The sequence below is a fragment of the Paenibacillus sp. GSMTC-2017 genome (assembly GCF_016019935.1).
GTDB lineage: Bacteria > Bacillota > Bacilli > Paenibacillales > Paenibacillaceae > Pristimantibacillus.
Window position 1 is genome coordinate 1,373,621 of the sequence record NZ_JAECMT010000001.1, and the last position, 19,257, is coordinate 1,392,877.

Below are 19,257 nucleotides of genomic sequence, written 5' to 3' on the forward strand. Positions count from 1 at the left end.
TCAAAAAATCAATAATTACAACATACCAAACCCATCTCTCAAAATTCTCTCAAACACAAACATACTAATAGTAGTTTTTTGAGAGATATTTAACGTATGATAGGATCTACAGGGATGTGAATAGTCATGAAGAAATGGTTTGGCTACCTTGGTGTAGCATGCGCTTTAATCGCCATACTTTATATCATTTTTAGCGACCAGGATACAAGTACCGTTAATATAGATGCGACAGACGGCGTACTTGACCTAAGTGAACTAACAGATTCACCGTTTGTATCGCTTGCTGGCGATTGGAAATTTAGTGCAGAAACGTTTATCGATCCTACTAATTTTTCAAAAAATGCAGCCACTATAAAAGTACCAGGTCCTTGGGCATCTCATGTACAATGGGGTACGTATCAGTTAGTTGTGCATTTACCTCATGATTGGTCTGATATTGGGCTGCGTGTTCGGAATATTTGGTCTGCTCATACGATTTACATCGATGGGAAACTAGTCTCGGAAAAAGGAAAAGTAGCCGCTTCCCAACAAGCAACTACTCCGGAAAATCCCTATTATGAAGTCTATTTTAAACCAGACAGCAAACAACTGCTTATTACCGTCCATGTGTCTAATTTCTACAATGCAAGAGGCGGTATCGTTCTACCCATTGATATTGGCAACGCTGAACATATAAAGAAAGATGTAAATCGAGATCTCACTTTGGAGCTAGCAGCAACCTTATGCTTGCTCATATTCAGCATTTTTCATATAACCATTTACTTACTGCGAACAAAAGACGAGGCCTTCTTATACAGCGGATTGCACTTTCTAGTGCTAGCATTCGTCATTGTGTTGCGCGGTGAGCGTCTACTTATACGAGAGTTTCCATCCTTTCCATTTGAGCTTTACTTTCGGCTACAAGATACGGGCACCTTCCTGAGCGTTATTTTGCTTATTGCCTTTATCGTAAAAATGATTCCTTCTATTATGAAGCGTAAGACGTTGTTTCTACTTTTTCTTCCGATCATAATTTACATGTTTTTAAATCTTATTCTTCCGGCTAGATCTGTATCAAGCGTGCAGTTTGGATTCTTTTATTATATGGATGGATTATTTCTTGGCATTATCGCTCGCATCTTGTATTTGACTATTAAAAATCAAATTTCCATACGTAGAAACGAAGCGATCATTCTTATGTCGATGCTTTTGTTTCTAGCGATATTTGCTATAAGCAGCTCGTCCGATAGTCTGTACTTCTCTGGCCGCAACAGCATGAACAGAATAGGCTTGATCGGGGTTATGATGACGATGAATGTATTTCTCGGAATTCGCCTCATGAATCGGGCTGAAGAATCGGAAAAGCTGACTAGTAGATTGCAGAAAGCAAACGATGCGAAGGATAATTTTTTGAAAGTCGCTACACAAGATTTACAGAGACCTCTACATGATACCGCCCACTTGATTAAATCGATTACACGTGAACGAGATCAAGAGAAACAAGGCGAGCAATTATATTTAGCTGAGCAACTAATTGGGAACATGGTTTATTTGCTAAGAGATCTACATGACTTTACCCGTATTCGATTTGATGATTATGTAGTCGAGCTTAAATCCACCAATCTCAGGATGGTCATGCTTCATGTCATCCATTTGATGGAGCTTACATTTACAAAGAAAAAGGTCCACATTAACGAAAATATATCGAAGCAGCTTTATGTTTGGGCGGATGAACAGGGTCTGACCCAAGTACTCATCCGTATGATGACAGAACTATCTCACGATACCGCAAATGACAGCTTATCGATCGAATCTATACTTGCTGGGGAAGATGTCCTACTTGTTGTGACAACAACTCGCGCGTCAACAGTAACGACCAAGGAGCGACAGTATTCCTCGAGGCTCATGATGACAGAGGCGCTTATACAGCAAATGAATGGAAAAATTACATATGAACATATGGAAAACGGTATTCGCTTCACTCTTAAATTGGTTTTCAGTGAATGTAAAGAGCCGAATACGATAATAGAATACGTAAGCAACTTTCGTTCTGCCAAGCACGTTGAAAATAGAGCGCTAGGAACACTTCTTATCGTTGATGATGATGTGATGCACGCAGAAGTTATGAGAGGCATACTCGGCAGTTCGTACAAAATACGAGTCGCTTACACGACTGAAGAGGCGCTTGACTATTATAGCAGTCACCCAGAAATAGCGATGATGATTATTGATGACATCATTCCAGGAACTATGAATAGTCTCGAATTGCTTCAGCACATTCGTAAGCAATCGTCTTTAATGGATCTGCCCGTTATTATGATGGTTTCTTCCGAATATCCAAGTCATGTTGAAAAAATCTTTGCTTCAGGTGCTAATGATTATTTATTAAAGCCTTTCTCAAAAGAAACTTTGATGGCTCGCTTGAACGCAGCTGAACAAACAAAGCAGTTTATGCAAAAAGCTATTCAATATGAAATGGCATTTCTGCAAACTCAAATCAAACCGCACTTTCTATACAACGCACTTAGCAACATTATTTTCTTTTGTTACACGGACGGTGAGCGTGCAGCACATCTTCTGACAATGCTTAGTTCATTCCTTCGTTATATATTTGAAGCGAGTCGGGATGGACAACATGCTTCCCTACAAAATGAACTGGATATTATTGAAGCTTATGTTGCTGTGGAAAAAGCGAGATTTGGTGATAGACTGACATTCGCCTATGATATCGAGCCAATAATTGCTGCTGAGAATGTACTAATTCCTAGTTTGCTTTTACAACCATTAGTCGAAAATGCAATTCGCCATGGCCTATTTGATAAAGAAGGTCCGGGGCATGTTCAAGTTTCGATTGAATTACAACAATCTTACCTTCGCATAAGAGTCATCGATGATGGTGTAGGCATGACAGCTATACAATGCGCTCAATTAATGGACGGAACGACTGCAAATGCCGGAATCGGATTTACGAATGTGCGTCGGCGTGTGCATGATCACACCCAAGGCAACTTGGAAATTAGCTCCTCGCCAGGTAAGGGAACGACCGTTCAATTAATGATTCCAATTAAGGAGGGACGAGATGATGTGGAAAGTAATTATCGTAGAGGATGAGCATGCGATTCTAGGGCTACATACTAGATTACTGCAAACCCATGGTTCCTTTCAAATTGTAGGCAGCTTCGAATCGTCATCCGATGCGCTACATGAAATACCTAATCTAGAAGTAGATGCTCTTTTGCTTGACATCGAAATGCCAAGAATGACAGGAATTCAGCTTGCCCAGAACTTAGTCGATATCGGCATTGACGTACCTGTAATCTTCATAACAGCTCACCAACAATATGCCGTGCAGGCCTTTCGCGTTCAAGCACTGGATTATATATTAAAACCGATGACTATGTATTCGATTAAGCAACTGGATGAACGTCTTCAGAAATATTATGGTCAGAAACAGAAGCAGCCTACTAAAAAAGAACTCTATGTCCAATTACATGGAGAAGCTTACGTTAAAAAAGGAGATCAACTTGTAAAGTGGCCTACCCGTATTACGGAGGAACTATTTTATTATTTTCTACTTCATGAAAATAAATTGTGCTTAAAGTGGAGAATTATCGATGATCTATGGATTCATGGTGAGGAAAAACGTGCACTTGCCAATCTATATAATACGATTTACCGTATGCGACAACTTTTTATGGAGCTCGATATACCCATCGTCATCGATCGAATAAATGATGGTTACATCATGAACACCAACAACAGTATCATAATAGAACCCAAACAAAAGCCGGATGCACTTCTACTCGAATCAAAAGGCTATTTATGGGCGTATCGCTTGGAATCAATCGTTGAGTAGCTTGCTTGGCATAACAAAACGTTCTTTACTTTTTGAGTTAGTAGTTTTCTTTAATTGACTAACAAATATATCATTTTTGGTTGCCATAAGTACATCTCATAATAATCGCCTTGATATGGAACTTAGCATACAAACTAGCGATTGGTTAAGTTAGCTTTGGCCTTGCGAGTGATGCGTTAACGTTATGTTCGGCAAAGTGTGCTACTACTAATGATTGGTATGCTTATCCACTAACGAATCGTAGTGTGCTTATATCGTAGAAAATAATGTGCAATTTGGTCTAGCGAACTCCAGTGTCGTTATTGAGTAGTCTTTAGTCTAAACAAAGCTACTTTACTAGGAATAAGCATTCTGGAGTTCGTTAAACATTTTAAACGGTACAATTTGGTCAGATAAGAGTTACTGAGTTCGTTAGCCTTAAATACAGAAACGACATCCATTTCTATAGCAATGACTGCTTCGGATTCATTACATAAAGAATTGAGTACGATCATATCGTTTCGACGAGTAATCTACGATAAGGAAATTCAATCTATCGAATTTTTTATTAAAATAATTCCTATTAATCAGTGAACCCTATACTGCATTATTATTAATCTCATGTTGAATTACTTATGCTTGCTGCTCCTCAGCATAAAGAACCGTTGATAAATAGCGCTCGCCGTTACTTGGCACAACAGCAATTACTCGTTTACCTTCGCCCAATTTCTCCGCTAATTGTAATGCGGCATGTATAGCTGCACCCGAAGATATTCCTCCAAGAATACCTTCTTGTCTTGCAACTAGCCTTGCTGTATCGAATGCTTGCTCATTCGAAACTTTAATGACTTCATTATAAATGTCGGTATCTAGAATCGACGGAACAAAGCCAGCTCCAATACCCTGAATCTTGTGCGGGTTTGGACTTCCTCCTGATAATACTGGGGAAGAAGCAGGCTCGACAGCTGCAATATGAATATCAGGAAACGCTTTACGAAGCACTTCACCCGCTCCAGTAATCGTTCCTCCTGTTCCGATTCCAGCAATGAAGCCGTCCAATTTGCCATCCAGCGATTGAATTGCTTCAACAATTTCTGGGCCAGTCGTTTCACGATGAATTTTTACGTTAGCGGGATTATCAAACTGCTGTGCAGGGAAATAGTCTGGGTTTGCTGTGAGCAATTCTTTTGCAACTCGGATAGCCCCTTTCATACCTTCAGGACCAGGTGTAAGAATAAGCTCAGCACCATAAGCTTTAAGCAAATTTCTCCGCTCCAAGCTCATCGTTTCTGGCATAACAAGTATAGCTCTATAACCTCTAGCAGCTGCTACTAATGCTATACCAATTCCTGTATTGCCACTTGTTGCTTCTACGATTGTGGCTCCAGGTTTAAGTTTCCCTTGCTGTTCCGCGTCCTCAATAATACTTATAGCAATACGGTCTTTTACACTACTCCCTGGATTAAAAAACTCCAATTTTAAATAAATTTCTGCGCTTCCGTTCGGCACGATTTTGTTTAAACGAACCAATGGTGTATCACCAATTAAATCAGTTATATTGTTAACGATTTTAGCCATTACAGTAATCCTCCTATTTTGTCTTCAAATGTATATCCAGAAATGAAATCGTTTCTTCTAAAGCGATACGCAGATGCTCAGTAGCACCCTCGTATGGATGAGCAACACCAAACGTATGATTAGCCTCAGGAATAGATACATAACTTTGATGAGGCGCAAGCTCCTTCAATTTAGCTACAAAAGATAATAAGCGCTCACTATCACTATCACCTTGTACAATAAGTACGGGTTGCTTTAAATCAATAAATTGGTCAGTAACATTAAAGCGGTTTTCATTCGCTTCCTTATCTAGTGCGACAGCTAGTTGAATCGGGGACAAATTAGGGTCAGTAGACGCACTAATCGGTGATGCTCCGCCATTCCAAACGATCAGATTTTGAATATTGGTAGGGTGCTCACTTGCATAGATAATCCCGCTCCCTCCTGATCTACTGTGTCCGAGAAAAGCTATATTTTCCGCATTAACCTCGTTACTAAGCGGTAACAGCCCTTGTTTCAAATGATTAATAACCGCTCCTATATCTTTCAAATCCTGCGAAATTGTACTTGCTTCTGCTACCCTTTGTTCATCAATTCCTTCTTCTTGTACAGCAATTCGCGAATAATTGAAGCTAATAGCATAATAACCAGATTGCGCCAGACGTTCGAGTACTTCAGGCCAGAATCCCCAATCTTGAGTTCCTCTAAAACCGTGGGCTACAACGACCGCAGGTTTATGCAAACCGTCCACAACACTTTTTACGCGTCCCTTCACTTTTATCTCATCTGCAATAACAATTTCAAATGACTCAGAAGCTATCGTTAACTCTGACATGATTTATCACTCCTTCTCGAATCTATCATTTTCGGTTAATCAATTATCCCACTACACTAATGGGTAGAATGCTTTCTACTAATGGTCGACGATTATTCGGTTTCTCAAGCTCCCTAAAACCTTCATCTAACGTATCACTATCACCGCGATAACCTAATGCAATAACCGCATGTAGCACAATATCGTCTGGCGTCTCTAACGTTTCCCTAGCGATGTCATGATCGAAACCGCCTACTGCTCTCGTAGACAAGCCAAGTAGCCTTGCTTGAAATGCTAATGTAGCCCATGCTGCTCCCGCATCAAATGCATGTGCTCCATTGCTTTCCCCATTTTCCTTCACTTTAACGGAAGCTAATAACAAGAGAACAGGTGCCTTGTCTGTCCATAAACGATTACGTGGCTTTATAAATTTCCTGAACTGGTTGTGTTCCACTTCATGTGTAGCCACATAAAAACGCCATGGCTGCAAATTACTAGAAGATGGTGCCCATCGTGCAGCTTCCAAAACGGTATAAAGATCTTGATCAGATACGGACTGCTCCGTATATGATCTCGGTGACCACCGATTCAAAATAAGAGAATGAACGGGATAATCAGGTTTTCTATTTTCAGCAACCTCCACACTATAAGCCTCTTGAAGCAATGCACCACTTGCAGAATTGGACATAGAACTCATATTAATCAATCCTTTCATAGTTACGTTTGTTTCATAACAATTAGTTTGTTGTTGGTAGTTTCACATCGGACACTCCAGTAGTACGAATCGGTTTAAGTGGCAAAATGCGATCGATAAATGGCGTCGTATCAACTGCCGCGAGCCTCGCTCGACCTGTTCCCCAGCCAATCGTAGCTCTCCAGCTTCCAAGTATGCCTTGTTTGGCGAGGTCAACTTCATCCACATCAACTTGTTCGTCAGTATATGGCGATACATAAAGTGCATCGACAGGACAATAGGCTTCACAAATAAAGCAAGTTTGACAATCCTCTTGTCTAGCAATTACAGGTGCATACTCTGTCTTATCGAACACATTCGTTGGACATACCTTCACACATATATTGCAGCTAATACAGCGCTCTGAGCTGACCAATTCGATCATCCTGTTTGAACCTCCCGTTCTGCTACTGAGAGGGAAACCCCTGCTCTACTACCAAGAAAGGTTCGATCCGGCCTAACCTCAATATGATCGAGTCCAGATACAAGAAGACGATAATGCTGGTTCGGATCTACATTCGGATATTCTGCAAAGGAATGAAGACCCGATCCACGCGATTCCTTGCGAGCGAGCGCAGCTGTATACATCCATCTAGCCGTTGCAAGCATAGCAGCAGCTTCCCTTGCATGAACTCGTTCATGTACATTCTTCGGCACTTGCTCATTCACACTTGGCCAGTAACTGTTAAGCTTATTTAATGCTGACGTAAGTCCAGCTTCCGTTCTAAAGTAATTAATAGAGAGAGGTAATACTTGATCTTGTATCGCTCGTACTAACTCTGGTGTCTCTACTCTAGTTGCAGGTGGCGTTTGACCAGCTCGTTCCGCCCCTAGCCCGTATTGTCCTGCCGAACGGAGCTCGCGTACATCAGCACCATTCTGCTCAGATAATGCATACTTTGCTGCACCTTCTCCAGACCATGTACCCGAACTAATTGCCCAAGAGGCGTTAAATGCTCCACCACCGGAAGCTGCTCCAGTAATACGCTCTCTCGTCGCTGCATCCCCTGCCGCATACAGACCTGCAACTGTTGTTTCGCAGTAGTCTCCGACGATACGAAGCCCGCCAGTTCCACGAACTGTTCCTTCGTAACGAAGGGTGAGCGGGAACGGCTGCGTAAATACATCGATACCTGCTCTATCATACGGCAAGAAAAAAATCGCATGCGATGAACGGAGAATCGCTTGTTTCTCCGGCGTATCAGCTTTGTTCATAATGGCGTATACAGGCCCTTCGAGCAGTCTCTCCGCTAGAAGATCATCATTACGTCCACTGCTCATCTCGTTTCCATCTTTATCGTAATACGTTGCCCACGAGAGTAACCTTGATCTTGTATTCGAGCTAAAAGCTGGAGCAGGCGCATATCTGCGGGTAAACTCCATTCCCGAAAACTCAGCACCTACTTCCGCGCCCATTAAATAGCCATCGCCAGTGAGCACATTGCAGCCAAGTCCTTTGCTGAGGAATGCACATCCGCCAGTCGCAATAACGACCGCATTAGCCTTCACTTCCCATTCTTTGTTTTGCTGGCGAAGCACCCCTCTTGCCCCTCCGACACCATGCTCATCTACGAGAAGTTCAAGTGCTGGTGCATGATCAAGCACCTTCACCCCTGCTTTTTTAACTGCCTTACGCATAAGAGCCATATATTCCGGTCCTTGCAAATGATTGCGCTGAGGGACACCCGTTTCATCCTTTACGAATGGATAACCCCATTGCTCAACCATTTCCAAGCTGATATATACTTGATCCAGTACGCGATGAATCCAATGAGCTTCCGACAAATAACCACCGGATTTCATTCGTTGCTCTACTGCCTGTTCCCTAAGCTCTTTGTCAGGGGGCAAATAAAGTAAGTTTGTTCCACCAGGAGCGGTTGCTCCACTTGATCCCAAATATCCTTTGTCTACAAGCACCACTTTTGCACCTTTAGATGCTGCACTCCATGCTGCCCAAGCGCCAGCTGGCCCACCACCAATGACCAGTACGTCTGCCGTAAGCTCAATAGCTTCACTCATTGCTGCGCCTCCCTCCGTTTTCTTTATTGGCGTTGTTAAACAATTTATTTAGCTCTCGTATTTTCCCATGTATCAATCAATTGATTACTTGCTTCCTCAGCCGACCGAAGAGCAGAATTGACATCTTTCCCGTTCAGCGCAATATCTTCCGCGGCTTTTGTTAGAACCGTGTTTAGTTCGTTGTCCAGCGGATGAGGTGGATTATTCTGCTTCGGAGTCAGCTTAAACACATTTTCTATTTTTTTGCCCTTCAATACTTCGATGTCAGCTCCGAACTCCTTCTCGAGCTCTGGATTTACGATTGATGGCACACGGCCATTTCGTGATACTAGTTTTTGCGTTTCATCGGATAGAATGTTAGCAATAACAAGAAAAGCATCGTCGATATGTTTACTTTGGTTAGACAAGATAAGGGAATGTATGCTACCACCAACTTCGTTGTTACCAAAATGAGGAGCAGGTGCGATATCCCAATCGAGTTCAACACCTTTTGCTCTAAGCTCCTCTAGCGGTCCAACCATATTGGCGAGAAAATGCGGCTTAATTGCGATACGACGTTCTTCCATAAATACAGACCGATCATACAAAAGTTCGTTATTCGGTCCGACATAACCAGGAATATCGTATTGTTCTTTCATCAAGTCATACACTTTCGTCCAATCAGGGTCCGATAGCGCTGATTTTCCTGTCGCTTCGTCTACATTGCCTGTATGTATGCTTCGTGCAACTATGCCAGGCCCTCCAAGATCAATACCTATATATTGTGTACCATCGTCAGCTACGGTCAACTTGCGTCCTAGATCCAACCACTCCGACCACGTTTTAGGTTCATCTGAAGGATAGGGAACATAAAACTTATCAAATATTTCTTTGTTGTAATAAGTAACTAGCAAGTTAAATGATAGCGGGATTGCGATTATTTTACCTTGTGGAGAAAAACTCTTTATCGATTTCAAAATAACTGGTTTTATACGGTTCGTATCAACCTCATACTTTTTAATAAGGTTATCTAGCTCTTGAACGACCCCGATATCGAGAAAACGATAGAAGGCTGGACCGCTACTTGTATAAACAATATCCGGCAATTGGCCTGTCAAAATGAGTTCATCTGGCGTTGTTTCAGCGTCCGTCTTAATTCGTTCTAACGTAATATGAGGATATTTTGCTCTCGTTGGTTCTACGATTAGCTTGTTAAATTCCGTATCCGTAATCGTATTGCCATAATTCCAAAAAGTCAGCGTTACTGGCTGCTTCTCCTTAGTCACCGCTTCGTTAGAACTACTTACCTTTCCACACCCACTAAGCACAAGGAGAATAGCTACTAACCCTAAACTAATCCAACTCTGTTTCTTCATCTCTTCTCCTCCTGGGCTCTTAAAATAAAAAAAGATGCACGCTCCCCTATCGAAAAATGTGCGATTACCGCAAATTTCAACGATATGAAAACATACATCTCCATGTGAATGGTCAATGCCACTTTTTATAACCTACAATACCAAGCGAAATAGTTTGATTTTATAGTTTTTATCTTAGCACCGTAATTTTCGGATGTCAACCGTAGTTATCATTGTTCTATGCTCCAAAAAGTCTCATTAGTATGATGCCAGAGAAAGCTAACAGTATGCCAGCAACTTCAGTAGGCGTAAACTTTTCCTTAACTACAAATCTCGTATAAAGGAGTACAATTAGGACATTCAAAGCGACTACAGCAGATACAAGCCCTGCTTTCCCAAGATCAAATGCAGTTACAATGAGCATCATCCCTATGGTATTGGTCGTACCAATCGCCATCCCTACAAAGAAGGTTCGCTTATTACTCCAATGATTGTTGCTCTTAACCGTATCTTTCGACGATACCGATACAATACCTGATGGAGATTCCTGCTCTAATCCCCTATTCTTAGCCACCCTTATATCATTCAGCCACCATAGTCCAAAACATATCGCACCAGTCGCAAACATCATAACCATTGTAGGATAAAGCTCAGCTTCCATTAAAGTGGACCACTTACCAGACAAATCATTACCCGCGAACAAAAGCATAGCAAGAAGCCCCCACTGTGCTCCTTGTAGATTCCGCAGCGTAAGATCATTGGAATAACGGACCAAAAGAACACCACCAATAATAATAAGGAACGCAATTAACTGCATACTGCGTAGCTGCTCGTTCCACAATAAATATGCAACAATGACTACAACAACCGAAGGAAGTGCTGTTAATACGGCCACGAGCGATGCTTTTCCAACGGCAAACCCTTTGAACATGCTTGCATTAGCGCCAAAAGAGAACAGACCCATTTGTATACCAATGAGACAAGCTATTGACCACGTAGATGAAAGCACGATTGCAATGATCAAATTAACGACTGCACCCATAGCAAAAGTTCCACAAAGCAGTATATTTCGATTAAGCGGTTTTTGACTCGTCCAATGATAGAGAATACCCCTTACTCCGAAGCCCAAAGCCGCGAGTAAAGAAAACGTAAGCCACATATGATTTTATTTCTCCTTCCACTTGCCCTCTTTATTGCCTCGTATACAATCTCAATACTACTCATAGTACCACCGTTTAAAGCGAAGCGGAGACATTAATTATGAATAACAACCTTTTCGGTAACTATTTGTATCTCAGTCTGAAGACGGAGATTAGTGTAGTCTAGAGACTCTGTACCCTTTCCTCGAAAAAATTTACAATAATTAGAGATTAAGTCATGATCACAATTTCGAAGGTGAGGTTTCCATTATGCCTGTTTTGGAAGTAAGTAAATTACGCAAATCGTTTGGTACGGTTGTAGCTGTAGAAGACATCAGCTTCTCCGTCGAGCCAGGTGAAATATTTACTATAATTGGCCCTAACGGTGCTGGAAAAACAACAACTTTAGAGATGATCGAAGGGCTCTTGCCACCCGATTCTGGTAATATTCGTTTCGGCAATTTGAACTGGACGAAAGACAGTGATCAGATTAAACGTGACATTGGTGTCCAACCACAATCAAGCGCTTTGTTTGATTTACTGACCGTGGAGGAAAATTTGGAGCTGTTTGCTACCTTTTACCCCAAATCCCGTCCTGCAATTGAAGTTATGGATATGATTAGTTTGACGGATCAGCGAAATAAGTACGTAAAGAAGCTGTCTGGTGGACAGAAACAACGACTCGCAATCGGACTTGCTATGATCAACGACCCCGATCTTATTTTCCTTGATGAACCTACAACTGGTCTCGATCCGCAGGCAAGGCGCAATATATGGGATATTATTTTGAAACTGAAGGAACTGGGCAAAACAACGATTTTAACGACGCATTACATGGAAGAGGCTGAGAAGCTTAGTGATCGTGTATGTATTGTTGATCAAGGCAAAGTCGTTACGCTCGATACACCTGCAGCTCTTATAGATCGACTAACAAAGGAACGCGAAGTTAGATTGTCATTTCTTGATGGGAAAGCCGCAGCAGTTGCTACGGAATCAGTAGCAAAATTGCAGCAGTCCGTTGTTAGAACTGAGCTTGATGGTGCTTCACTAAAACTATGGTCCACTCAACCAGAAGAAACGTTGTTCGAGTTATTCGGATTTACGAAGGATCGTGGTTATCGCTTAGAACAAATTTCGATCCGTGAAATGAGTCTGGAAGATGTATTCATTGCCTTCACAGGCAAAGAGTGGAGGGATTAAGAAATGGCTGCCAAACAGTTCACTAGTATGTTCATGGCTCAAATAAAAATGATGTTCCGCGAAAAGCAGGTATGGTTCTGGAACGTCTTCTTTCCAATCATTTTGATGGTTATATTTATGTCGATATTTGGTGGTGGTAATTCAACTAGCAGTTTTAAAGCGAAAATTGCATTTGTTGATGCTGTTCCGAACGCTTCATCTAAAGTGCTATATGACGGAATTAAACAAATCCCTGTATTCGAATTGAAAGAGGAGCAGCCTGTCACTTTAGAACAAGGTAAAGCGCTTGTAGAAAACGATGAAATCAATGCTTTAATTATTTTACCGGAGAAGGAAGGAACCTCAGAGGTTCAACTCATCGTCAATAGAGAAAATGAAATGGGTGCTACAACTCAGGCCCTATCTGGCATTCTTGATAAATTCATTCAGCAAGCTAACTTTGCTGTCATTGGTGCAACGCCTACTTATACAATTAGTATGGAGTCCATTACTTCGGCTTCGGAAGATACAGAATATCAAGATTTCCTGTTTACCGGTATGATCGGCTTATCTGTAGCACAGGGTGGACTTTTCGGAATGGCTAACCTTATTGATATGCGTAGAAGTGGATTGTTAAAGCGTCTTCGCATGACTCCTGCAAGAATGGGACTCTTCGGACTTTCGAGTATGCTTGTAAGGTTTTTACTTGGTATCGTACAGATTTTCATATTAGCACTTGTCGGTGTATTTATTTTCGGAGCAAATCTTAATATTAATGTGCTTAGCCTTGTAATCGCATTTTTTGTCGGTACACTCGTATTTAATGCGATGGGTTACTTATTCTCCTCATTTAGCAAAACAATCGAGTCCTACATGGGTGTAGCTAATATAGTTAGTATGCTCATGATGTTCCTAAGCGGTATATTTTTCCCAGTAGAAACATTGCCCGAATGGCTACAGACTGTTCCCAAAATGTTGCCGCTCACTTATTTCGTTGAAGGTATGCGCGACGGATTAATTTATGCTAATGGCATATTCAGCAGTACGTTCTGGACTGGAATGGGCATTATGGCGTTATGGGGTGTTGTCTGCTTCTTACTGGCATCGAAGCTGTACCAAGCCAAGTCGATTGCTTCGACAAGATAATTCATACCATTTAAAAATAAGCAAATTAAAGATGCTGTCCCAATGGTCGAGTAACAACGAACCAATGAGACAGCATCTTTTTTAATAAAAATAGCAATTTGTAATATTGAGGATAGTCACTAAAGTAACGTTGCGAGCGTAGCGATATCTATTGCGCTAACTTTCCACTAATCAGCACATTTTAGCGCATTAATACGCTTATTTACTCTGGCCTTTCACTAGTCAGCCAATCTTAACGTATTAATACGCTTATCTACTCTGACTTCCCACTAATCAGCCAATCTTAGCGTATTAATACGCTTATTTACTCTGACTTCCCACTAATCAGCCAATCTTAGCGTATTAATACGCTTATCTACTCTGACTTCCCACTAATCAGCCAATCTTAGCGTATTAATACGCTTATTTACTCTGACTTCCCACTGATCAGCCAATCTTAGCGCATTAATACGCTTATCTACTCCGACTTCCCACTAATCAGCCGATCTTAGCGCATTAATACGCTTATTTACTCTGGCTCTCCGTTAATCACTGGTTAAGTCCCTTACCCTTCGTCATCCTCCCATAAGGAAGTTTCCACACAGAGCAGATTAATGGAAGTAAGCTTATCCACCTGTCATCAGAAGATCATGTTTACCACCGGTAATTGTTTAAAACCTTACTTCTTCAACAACTCAATACCTTTAAGCAACTGGGTATCTTCTTTTTCGAGCTTCGCACGAAGTAGTTCAATTAGTCGATAACCCGTTTTATCATCAAATTGTCCTGTAACAGTTAGACCTTCTGCGGCCTGGAATCCCTTAAGCGCCGATTCTGTGACCTCATCGAATACTCCATCTGCCCCAACTGGAGCATAGCCTAACTCCTTCAACATAGATTGAAGCGTTTTTACATCGTCGCCATAGCTGCCACGTTTCATCTCCACACCTACTGAAAGCGGTCTAAGTTTAGCAAAGTCGGGAAGTGCTACAACATGATCTGGAGCTACACCCTCTTTATTGATCCAAACGCCACCCGGCGTTTTCCATTGCGCTTCTGTTAAACTGAGTACAGATCCATCTTTAAATTGATTGAACGCTTGAACAACACCTTTACCATATGTTTTCTCACCGATCACGATAGCCCCTGCGGATTCCTTAAGTGCTGCAGCCATAACTTCGCTCGCACTAGCGGAACGGTTATTCACAAGAACAGCAATTGGAATCGTCCACTTTTCCTTCTGCTTAGAACGATAGCTGTTAACCTCTCGCTCATCCTTGTAAACGACATCTAATATTTTCTTATCCTTCGGTATAAGAATACTTGCAATATCAATCGTCGTAGTTAACAGTCCGCCCGGGTTCGAGCGCATGTCGAGCAATAGGCTCTTCAGCTCACCCTGCTTCTTAAGTTTTGCTAGCTCCGCTTCAAATTCCTTAGCTGTATTTTCGGCGAAACGGTTAATCGTAACATGTCCGATACCTCCATCAAGAAGCTCAGAAGTAACTGTGTGTACTGGAATAGGAGCACGTTTAAGTGTAAGCTCGATTGGTTCCTTTTCACTTGCTCTTTGCAATTTCAACTTAACGGAAGAACCTTCTTCTCCGCGAACTAATGCTAGAAGCTCATGGAATGACTTGCCCTTAACATCCTTTCCATCTACTTCTAAGATCGCATCCCCAGGCAATACTCCTCCATGCTCAGCTGGCATATCTTTTATTACAGTTGTGATGATATAAAATCCTTCTTCGAGCCTCATCTCAGCCCCGATACCATAAAACTGCCCTTCATAAGATTGTGTGTATTCTTCCCCTTTTTCCCCAACCAAATATTGCGAATATGGATCTTCTAATGAGGCAAGCATGCCCTCAGCTGCGCCATTAATGAGCTGCTTTGGCGTTGCTCCGTCCAAATAATCATTTAATATTTTCGTATAGGACGCATTCAAATTTTTAAATTCTGGCTCCTTCAAGATAGGATAACGCATGCTTGAAGAGTACATACCAAGTACGTAACCAACTGCAAGCAACAAAACTACGCCTATCACATATACAAAGCCTGATCGTTGCTTAATTGGTGTATCCGAGTAGTTATTCATTCCATTATCTCCTTGTATGTATACTAGATTTTCGCTACAATCATCCTTATTGTTACTATAGTGACAGGGAGAGGAGCTTTACCCCTAGTATGTATAAGCTGATTGCCATTGATGTAGACGACACATTGCTAAATGACGAATTGATCGTAACTGAAGGAACAAAAAAAGCGTTGGAGGCAGCAATTGCGGCAGGCGTTACCGTCACACTTGCCACTGGGCGCATGTTTGCTTCAGCTCAAAAAATCGCAAGCCAAATTAACCTCAATGTACCTATTATTACTTATCAGGGAGCACTCGTCAAAACTCTGCTTGATGGACAAGTATTGTATGAACGAAATGTACCGATAGATGCAGCCAAAGAACTTCACGCCTACTGCGAGAAAAACGGACTTCATCTCCAGCTTTATGTGGACGATGTGCTATATGGCGCACACGATAATGATCGGATTAAAACTTACTCCGAGCTTACTAATATACCTTATCATATCGAACCTGATACAAATAAACTCATCGATCGTCCAATGAACAAATTGCTCATTATTGATGAGCCCGCTCGTTTGGACGAAATTGCTCTAGAGCTGCAGCCACTTATCGGTGATCGTGTTCATATTACGAAATCGAAAGCTCATTACTTAGAGTTTATGCATAAGGAAGGAACAAAAGGACACGCGCTGCAGTTTATGGCTGAACATCTTGGTTGTACGATGAATGAAACCATTGCTATCGGTGACGCATGGAATGATCGTGAGATGATTCAAGCGGCAGGTCTTGGTGTTGCAATGGGGAATGCTGTTGATTCTTTAAAAGCTCTTGCTGATTACGTAACCTTATCAAATAATGAAGATGGTATTAAACATGTCATTGAGAAATTTGTACTAAAGAACGCAAAATAATAAAAGCAGCCCCATGACTAAATCATGGGGCTGCTTCTTCAAGGAGGGTTTTATAGTTGAGTGACAGATGTCCTATTTGTAAAGAAAGCAACAAGTGCGAAATGGAACAATCTACTAGCAAAGAAGTATCCGACTGCTGGTGCTTCCACGCTTCTATTCCAAAGGAGCTTCTCGCTCTCATCCCAGAAGTTGATCGCGGGAAGGCTTGCGTATGCAGCCGATGTGTTACCAACTTTAAAGCTACGCTTCCAAGCTAAGAAACTAATCGCTCATTCGTTTACGCTAACACAAGAGACGGCATCCGAATGATGCGATCACATATTGCATCAGCATCCTCTTGATCATGTGTGACGAGTATGGACGTTATCCCCGAAATGCGCAGCAATTCTCTAAGTTCTTCACGAATGCTAACTTTCAAATCAGCATCGAGATTGCTGAACGGTTCGTCCATGAGCAGAAGCATGGGCTTCGGAGCTAACGCACGTGCAAATGCAACCCTTTGTTGTTGTCCCCCGCTCAGTTCATGAGAGTAACGTTTCCCGTATTCTTCTAGCTTTACGAGTGCCAGCATCTCAGATACTCGATTATTACGATCTACACGACTCATCCCGTGAAGGCCGAATGCAATGTTTTGTGCAACGGTCATATGGGGGAATAAAGCATAGTCTTGAAAAACCATTCCTACTCCGCGTCGCTCTGGTGGAACATACTGATAATCACTTACCATTGTTGTCCCATTGATGTTGAGCGTTCCTTCTTTAGGCATCTCTAAACCGGCAATAAGTCTTAGCAGCGTACTTTTTCCACTACCACTTTGCCCTAGAAGGCCTACAACTTCTCCTTTATTTAGTTCTAGCGAGAAGTTTTTAATAACATCTGAGGAGGAGCCAGGATATGCGTAGGTCATGTTCGTTAATGATACATAAGTCATTCCGTGTCTCTCCTTCCCATCCAATGATATAAGCACACAGAAACGATGCCGAGCATAATAATTAAAAGCGAAGGAATTGCTGCCTGATGAATTTGTTCGTCACTAGCATATTGATAGGATTTAGTAGCTAATGTATCAAAATTAAAAGGTCTCAGCAAAAGCGTTAGCGGAAGTTCTTTTACAATTTCCATAAAAGCTAGAATCGAACCTGTAAGTACAGCACCTTTAATTAACGGCAAATCGATTTTAAAAAACGTTGAGGTCATTCCATGCCCGAGCATTCTCGACGCTTCCGAGTAGCGACTACCAATTTTGTCATACCCTGCATCCACCGCATTATAACCTACCGCAACGAACCGAATGACTAATGCAAAAACAAGCATAATAAGCGACATACTTAGCACCAGCTTGTTCGCCCCAAGTCCAAGCGATTCATATAATCCTGATAATCTCTTATCAAGCGATATAAATACAGCGAGCACTCCAATCGATAAAACTGCCCCTGGTATAGAGTAGCCCGTCGAAAGCAGCTTGCTCATCGTTAACGTAAACGTAGATCTCCACGTTCGATTTACATTCGCAGCAATTACAGCTAATACCATAATCAGCAAAACAGAAATGATGGAAACCAACAACGTATTACCAATCATTCGTAAGAACCGATCATCCAAAACATCAGCATATGTCCATGTCGACCATACGATCATTTGAACGACGGGAATGAAAAACGACAACATCGTCAGCACAGTACAAAATAAAACAGTTAATATGCTACTGACTTTACTAAGACGAATTCTGCGGAGCGGAGTGCTCCGATTAACAGGACTGTTATACCTCTTACGCTTGCGGAGCAATCTCTCCACAACAAATATGCCAACAATCAGACTCATCAGTAGGGCAGCCAAACGAATAGCAGAATCAACATCGTACATACCAAACCATGTTTTGAATATAGCCGTCGTAAAGGTTTGCAGGCCGAAATGTTTCGATACACCGTAGTCATTCAGCACCTCAAAGGCAACTAGACTAGCGCCGCCAACGATAGCACCCTGTGATAGTGGCAGCACTATTTTGAAAAAAACAGTAATCGGATGTCTGCCAAGCAGTCTCGCATTCTCAATGTATGAGGCACTATGTTTCTCCAAAAAAGTTCTAGTAATAAGATATACATAAGGAAAAAGAGATAAGCTGAACAGTACAATCGCACCCTTCATAGACATGATGTCAAATAAGGTTGGATCGACTGTTATTCCTAATTTATTGCGCAAAAACACTTGAATACTGCCTGTATAACTAAACATCTCACCATATGTATACGCTGCTATATATGGCGGAATGGCAAGAGGAAGTACTAAAGCAAATGAAAAAAACTTACGCAGAGGAAACTCATAAGCCGCAGTCAACCACGCCAGCGACACGCCTAGTATAACTGTAATACTTACAACTCCAACAACAAGAATGAAGGACTCCCACGCATAATCAAGCAACATATACTCTTTAATATGAGCCCAGTTTTCATTTGGTTTGCCGATTAATCCCATCAAAATGTAAAGAGACGGAAGAAGGGCTGCAATAGCCCCTATTCCGCTCAATAACATCCAACCGTTCATTTTATGTCTAA

At 41.7% G+C, this 19,257-nt stretch carries 16 protein-coding genes; 6 read left to right on the forward strand and 10 right to left on the reverse strand.

Annotation, left to right across the window (positions count from 1 at the left end; all coding sequences use genetic code 11):
- The first annotated feature begins 126 nt into the window (after positions 1–126).
- On the forward strand, positions 127–3,090 hold the full coding sequence (locus I6N90_RS06335; protein ID WP_197934611.1) for a histidine kinase: 2,964 nt from the start codon (positions 127–129) through the stop codon (positions 3,088–3,090).
- Positions 3,062–3,835 (forward strand): response regulator, encoded by a 774-nt coding sequence (locus I6N90_RS06340; RefSeq protein WP_197934837.1) that lies wholly within the window; start codon positions 3,062–3,064, stop codon positions 3,833–3,835. Before I6N90_RS06335 ends, I6N90_RS06340 begins: the two co-directional genes overlap by 29 nt.
- 612 nt (positions 3,836–4,447) lie before the next feature.
- Here I6N90_RS06340 and cysK read toward each other — a convergent pair.
- From cysK to I6N90_RS06375, 7 genes are all read right to left on the reverse strand, one after another.
- Positions 4,448–5,392: a cysteine synthase A gene (cysK, locus tag I6N90_RS06345; protein ID WP_197934612.1), complete on the reverse strand. Its 945-nt coding sequence runs from the start codon at positions 5,390–5,392 to the stop codon at positions 4,448–4,450.
- 13 nt (positions 5,393–5,405) lie between these two features.
- Positions 5,406–6,206 (reverse strand): alpha/beta hydrolase family protein, encoded by an 801-nt coding sequence (locus I6N90_RS06350; RefSeq protein WP_197934613.1) that lies wholly within the window; start codon positions 6,204–6,206, stop codon positions 5,406–5,408.
- Between the two features lie 43 nt (positions 6,207–6,249).
- Positions 6,250–6,882 (reverse strand): nitroreductase family protein, encoded by a 633-nt coding sequence (locus I6N90_RS06355; protein WP_197934614.1) that lies wholly within the window; start codon positions 6,880–6,882, stop codon positions 6,250–6,252.
- Positions 6,883–6,922: 40 nt separating this feature from the next.
- Complete coding sequence (locus I6N90_RS06360) at positions 6,923–7,303, reverse strand: 4Fe-4S dicluster domain-containing protein (protein WP_197934615.1); 381 nt, start codon at positions 7,301–7,303, stop codon at positions 6,923–6,925.
- The gene (locus tag I6N90_RS06365; RefSeq protein WP_197934616.1) at positions 7,300–8,937 is read right to left on the reverse strand and encodes an FAD-dependent oxidoreductase; all 1,638 of its coding nucleotides are present in this window, start codon (positions 8,935–8,937) and stop codon (positions 7,300–7,302) included. The genes I6N90_RS06360 and I6N90_RS06365 overlap by 4 nt, the downstream gene beginning before the upstream one ends.
- Positions 8,938–8,981: 44 nt before the next feature.
- Positions 8,982–10,292 (reverse strand): ABC transporter substrate-binding protein, encoded by a 1,311-nt coding sequence (locus tag I6N90_RS06370; RefSeq protein ID WP_197934617.1) that lies wholly within the window; start codon positions 10,290–10,292, stop codon positions 8,982–8,984.
- A 217-nt stretch (positions 10,293–10,509) separates the two neighbouring features.
- Complete coding sequence (locus tag I6N90_RS06375; RefSeq protein WP_197934618.1) at positions 10,510–11,430, reverse strand: EamA family transporter; 921 nt, start codon at positions 11,428–11,430, stop codon at positions 10,510–10,512.
- Positions 11,431–11,680: 250 nt separating this feature from the next.
- Here I6N90_RS06375 and I6N90_RS06380 point away from each other — a divergent pair, with 250 nt between their 5' ends.
- Positions 11,681–12,610 carry an ABC transporter ATP-binding protein gene (locus I6N90_RS06380; protein ID WP_197934619.1) on the forward strand — a complete coding sequence of 310 codons (930 nt, stop codon included), beginning with the start codon at positions 11,681–11,683 and terminating at the stop codon, positions 12,608–12,610.
- 3 nt (positions 12,611–12,613) lie between these two features.
- Entirely contained in the window at positions 12,614–13,735 is a 1,122-nt protein-coding gene (locus I6N90_RS06385) for an ABC transporter permease (RefSeq protein WP_232242559.1), read from the forward strand.
- Positions 13,736–14,393: 658 nt separating this feature from the next.
- Here I6N90_RS06385 and I6N90_RS06390 read toward each other — a convergent pair.
- On the reverse strand, positions 14,394–15,812 hold the full coding sequence (locus I6N90_RS06390) for a S41 family peptidase (RefSeq protein WP_197934620.1): 1,419 nt from the start codon (positions 15,810–15,812) through the stop codon (positions 14,394–14,396).
- A gap of 89 nt (positions 15,813–15,901) precedes the next feature.
- Between I6N90_RS06390 and I6N90_RS06395 the strand changes: the two genes are divergently transcribed.
- A complete protein-coding gene (locus tag I6N90_RS06395; protein ID WP_197934621.1) occupies positions 15,902–16,705 on the forward strand; it encodes a Cof-type HAD-IIB family hydrolase in 804 nt (267 codons plus the stop codon).
- A 101-nt stretch (positions 16,706–16,806) separates the two neighbouring features.
- Positions 16,807–16,962: a cysteine-rich CWC family protein gene (locus I6N90_RS06400; RefSeq protein WP_197934839.1), complete on the forward strand. Its 156-nt coding sequence runs from the start codon at positions 16,807–16,809 to the stop codon at positions 16,960–16,962.
- A 20-nt stretch (positions 16,963–16,982) separates the two neighbouring features.
- On the opposite strand, the gene I6N90_RS06405 is transcribed toward I6N90_RS06400, so the two are convergent.
- Both I6N90_RS06405 and I6N90_RS06410 read right to left on the reverse strand, forming a co-directional pair.
- Positions 16,983–17,636, reverse strand: coding sequence for an ABC transporter ATP-binding protein (locus I6N90_RS06405; protein ID WP_197934622.1), 654 nt, complete (start codon positions 17,634–17,636; stop codon positions 16,983–16,985).
- A complete protein-coding gene (locus tag I6N90_RS06410) occupies positions 17,633–19,246 on the reverse strand; it encodes an ABC transporter permease (protein WP_232242561.1) in 1,614 nt (537 codons plus the stop codon). The genes I6N90_RS06405 and I6N90_RS06410 overlap by 4 nt, the downstream gene beginning before the upstream one ends.
- Between the last annotated feature and the right edge of the window lie 11 nt (positions 19,247–19,257).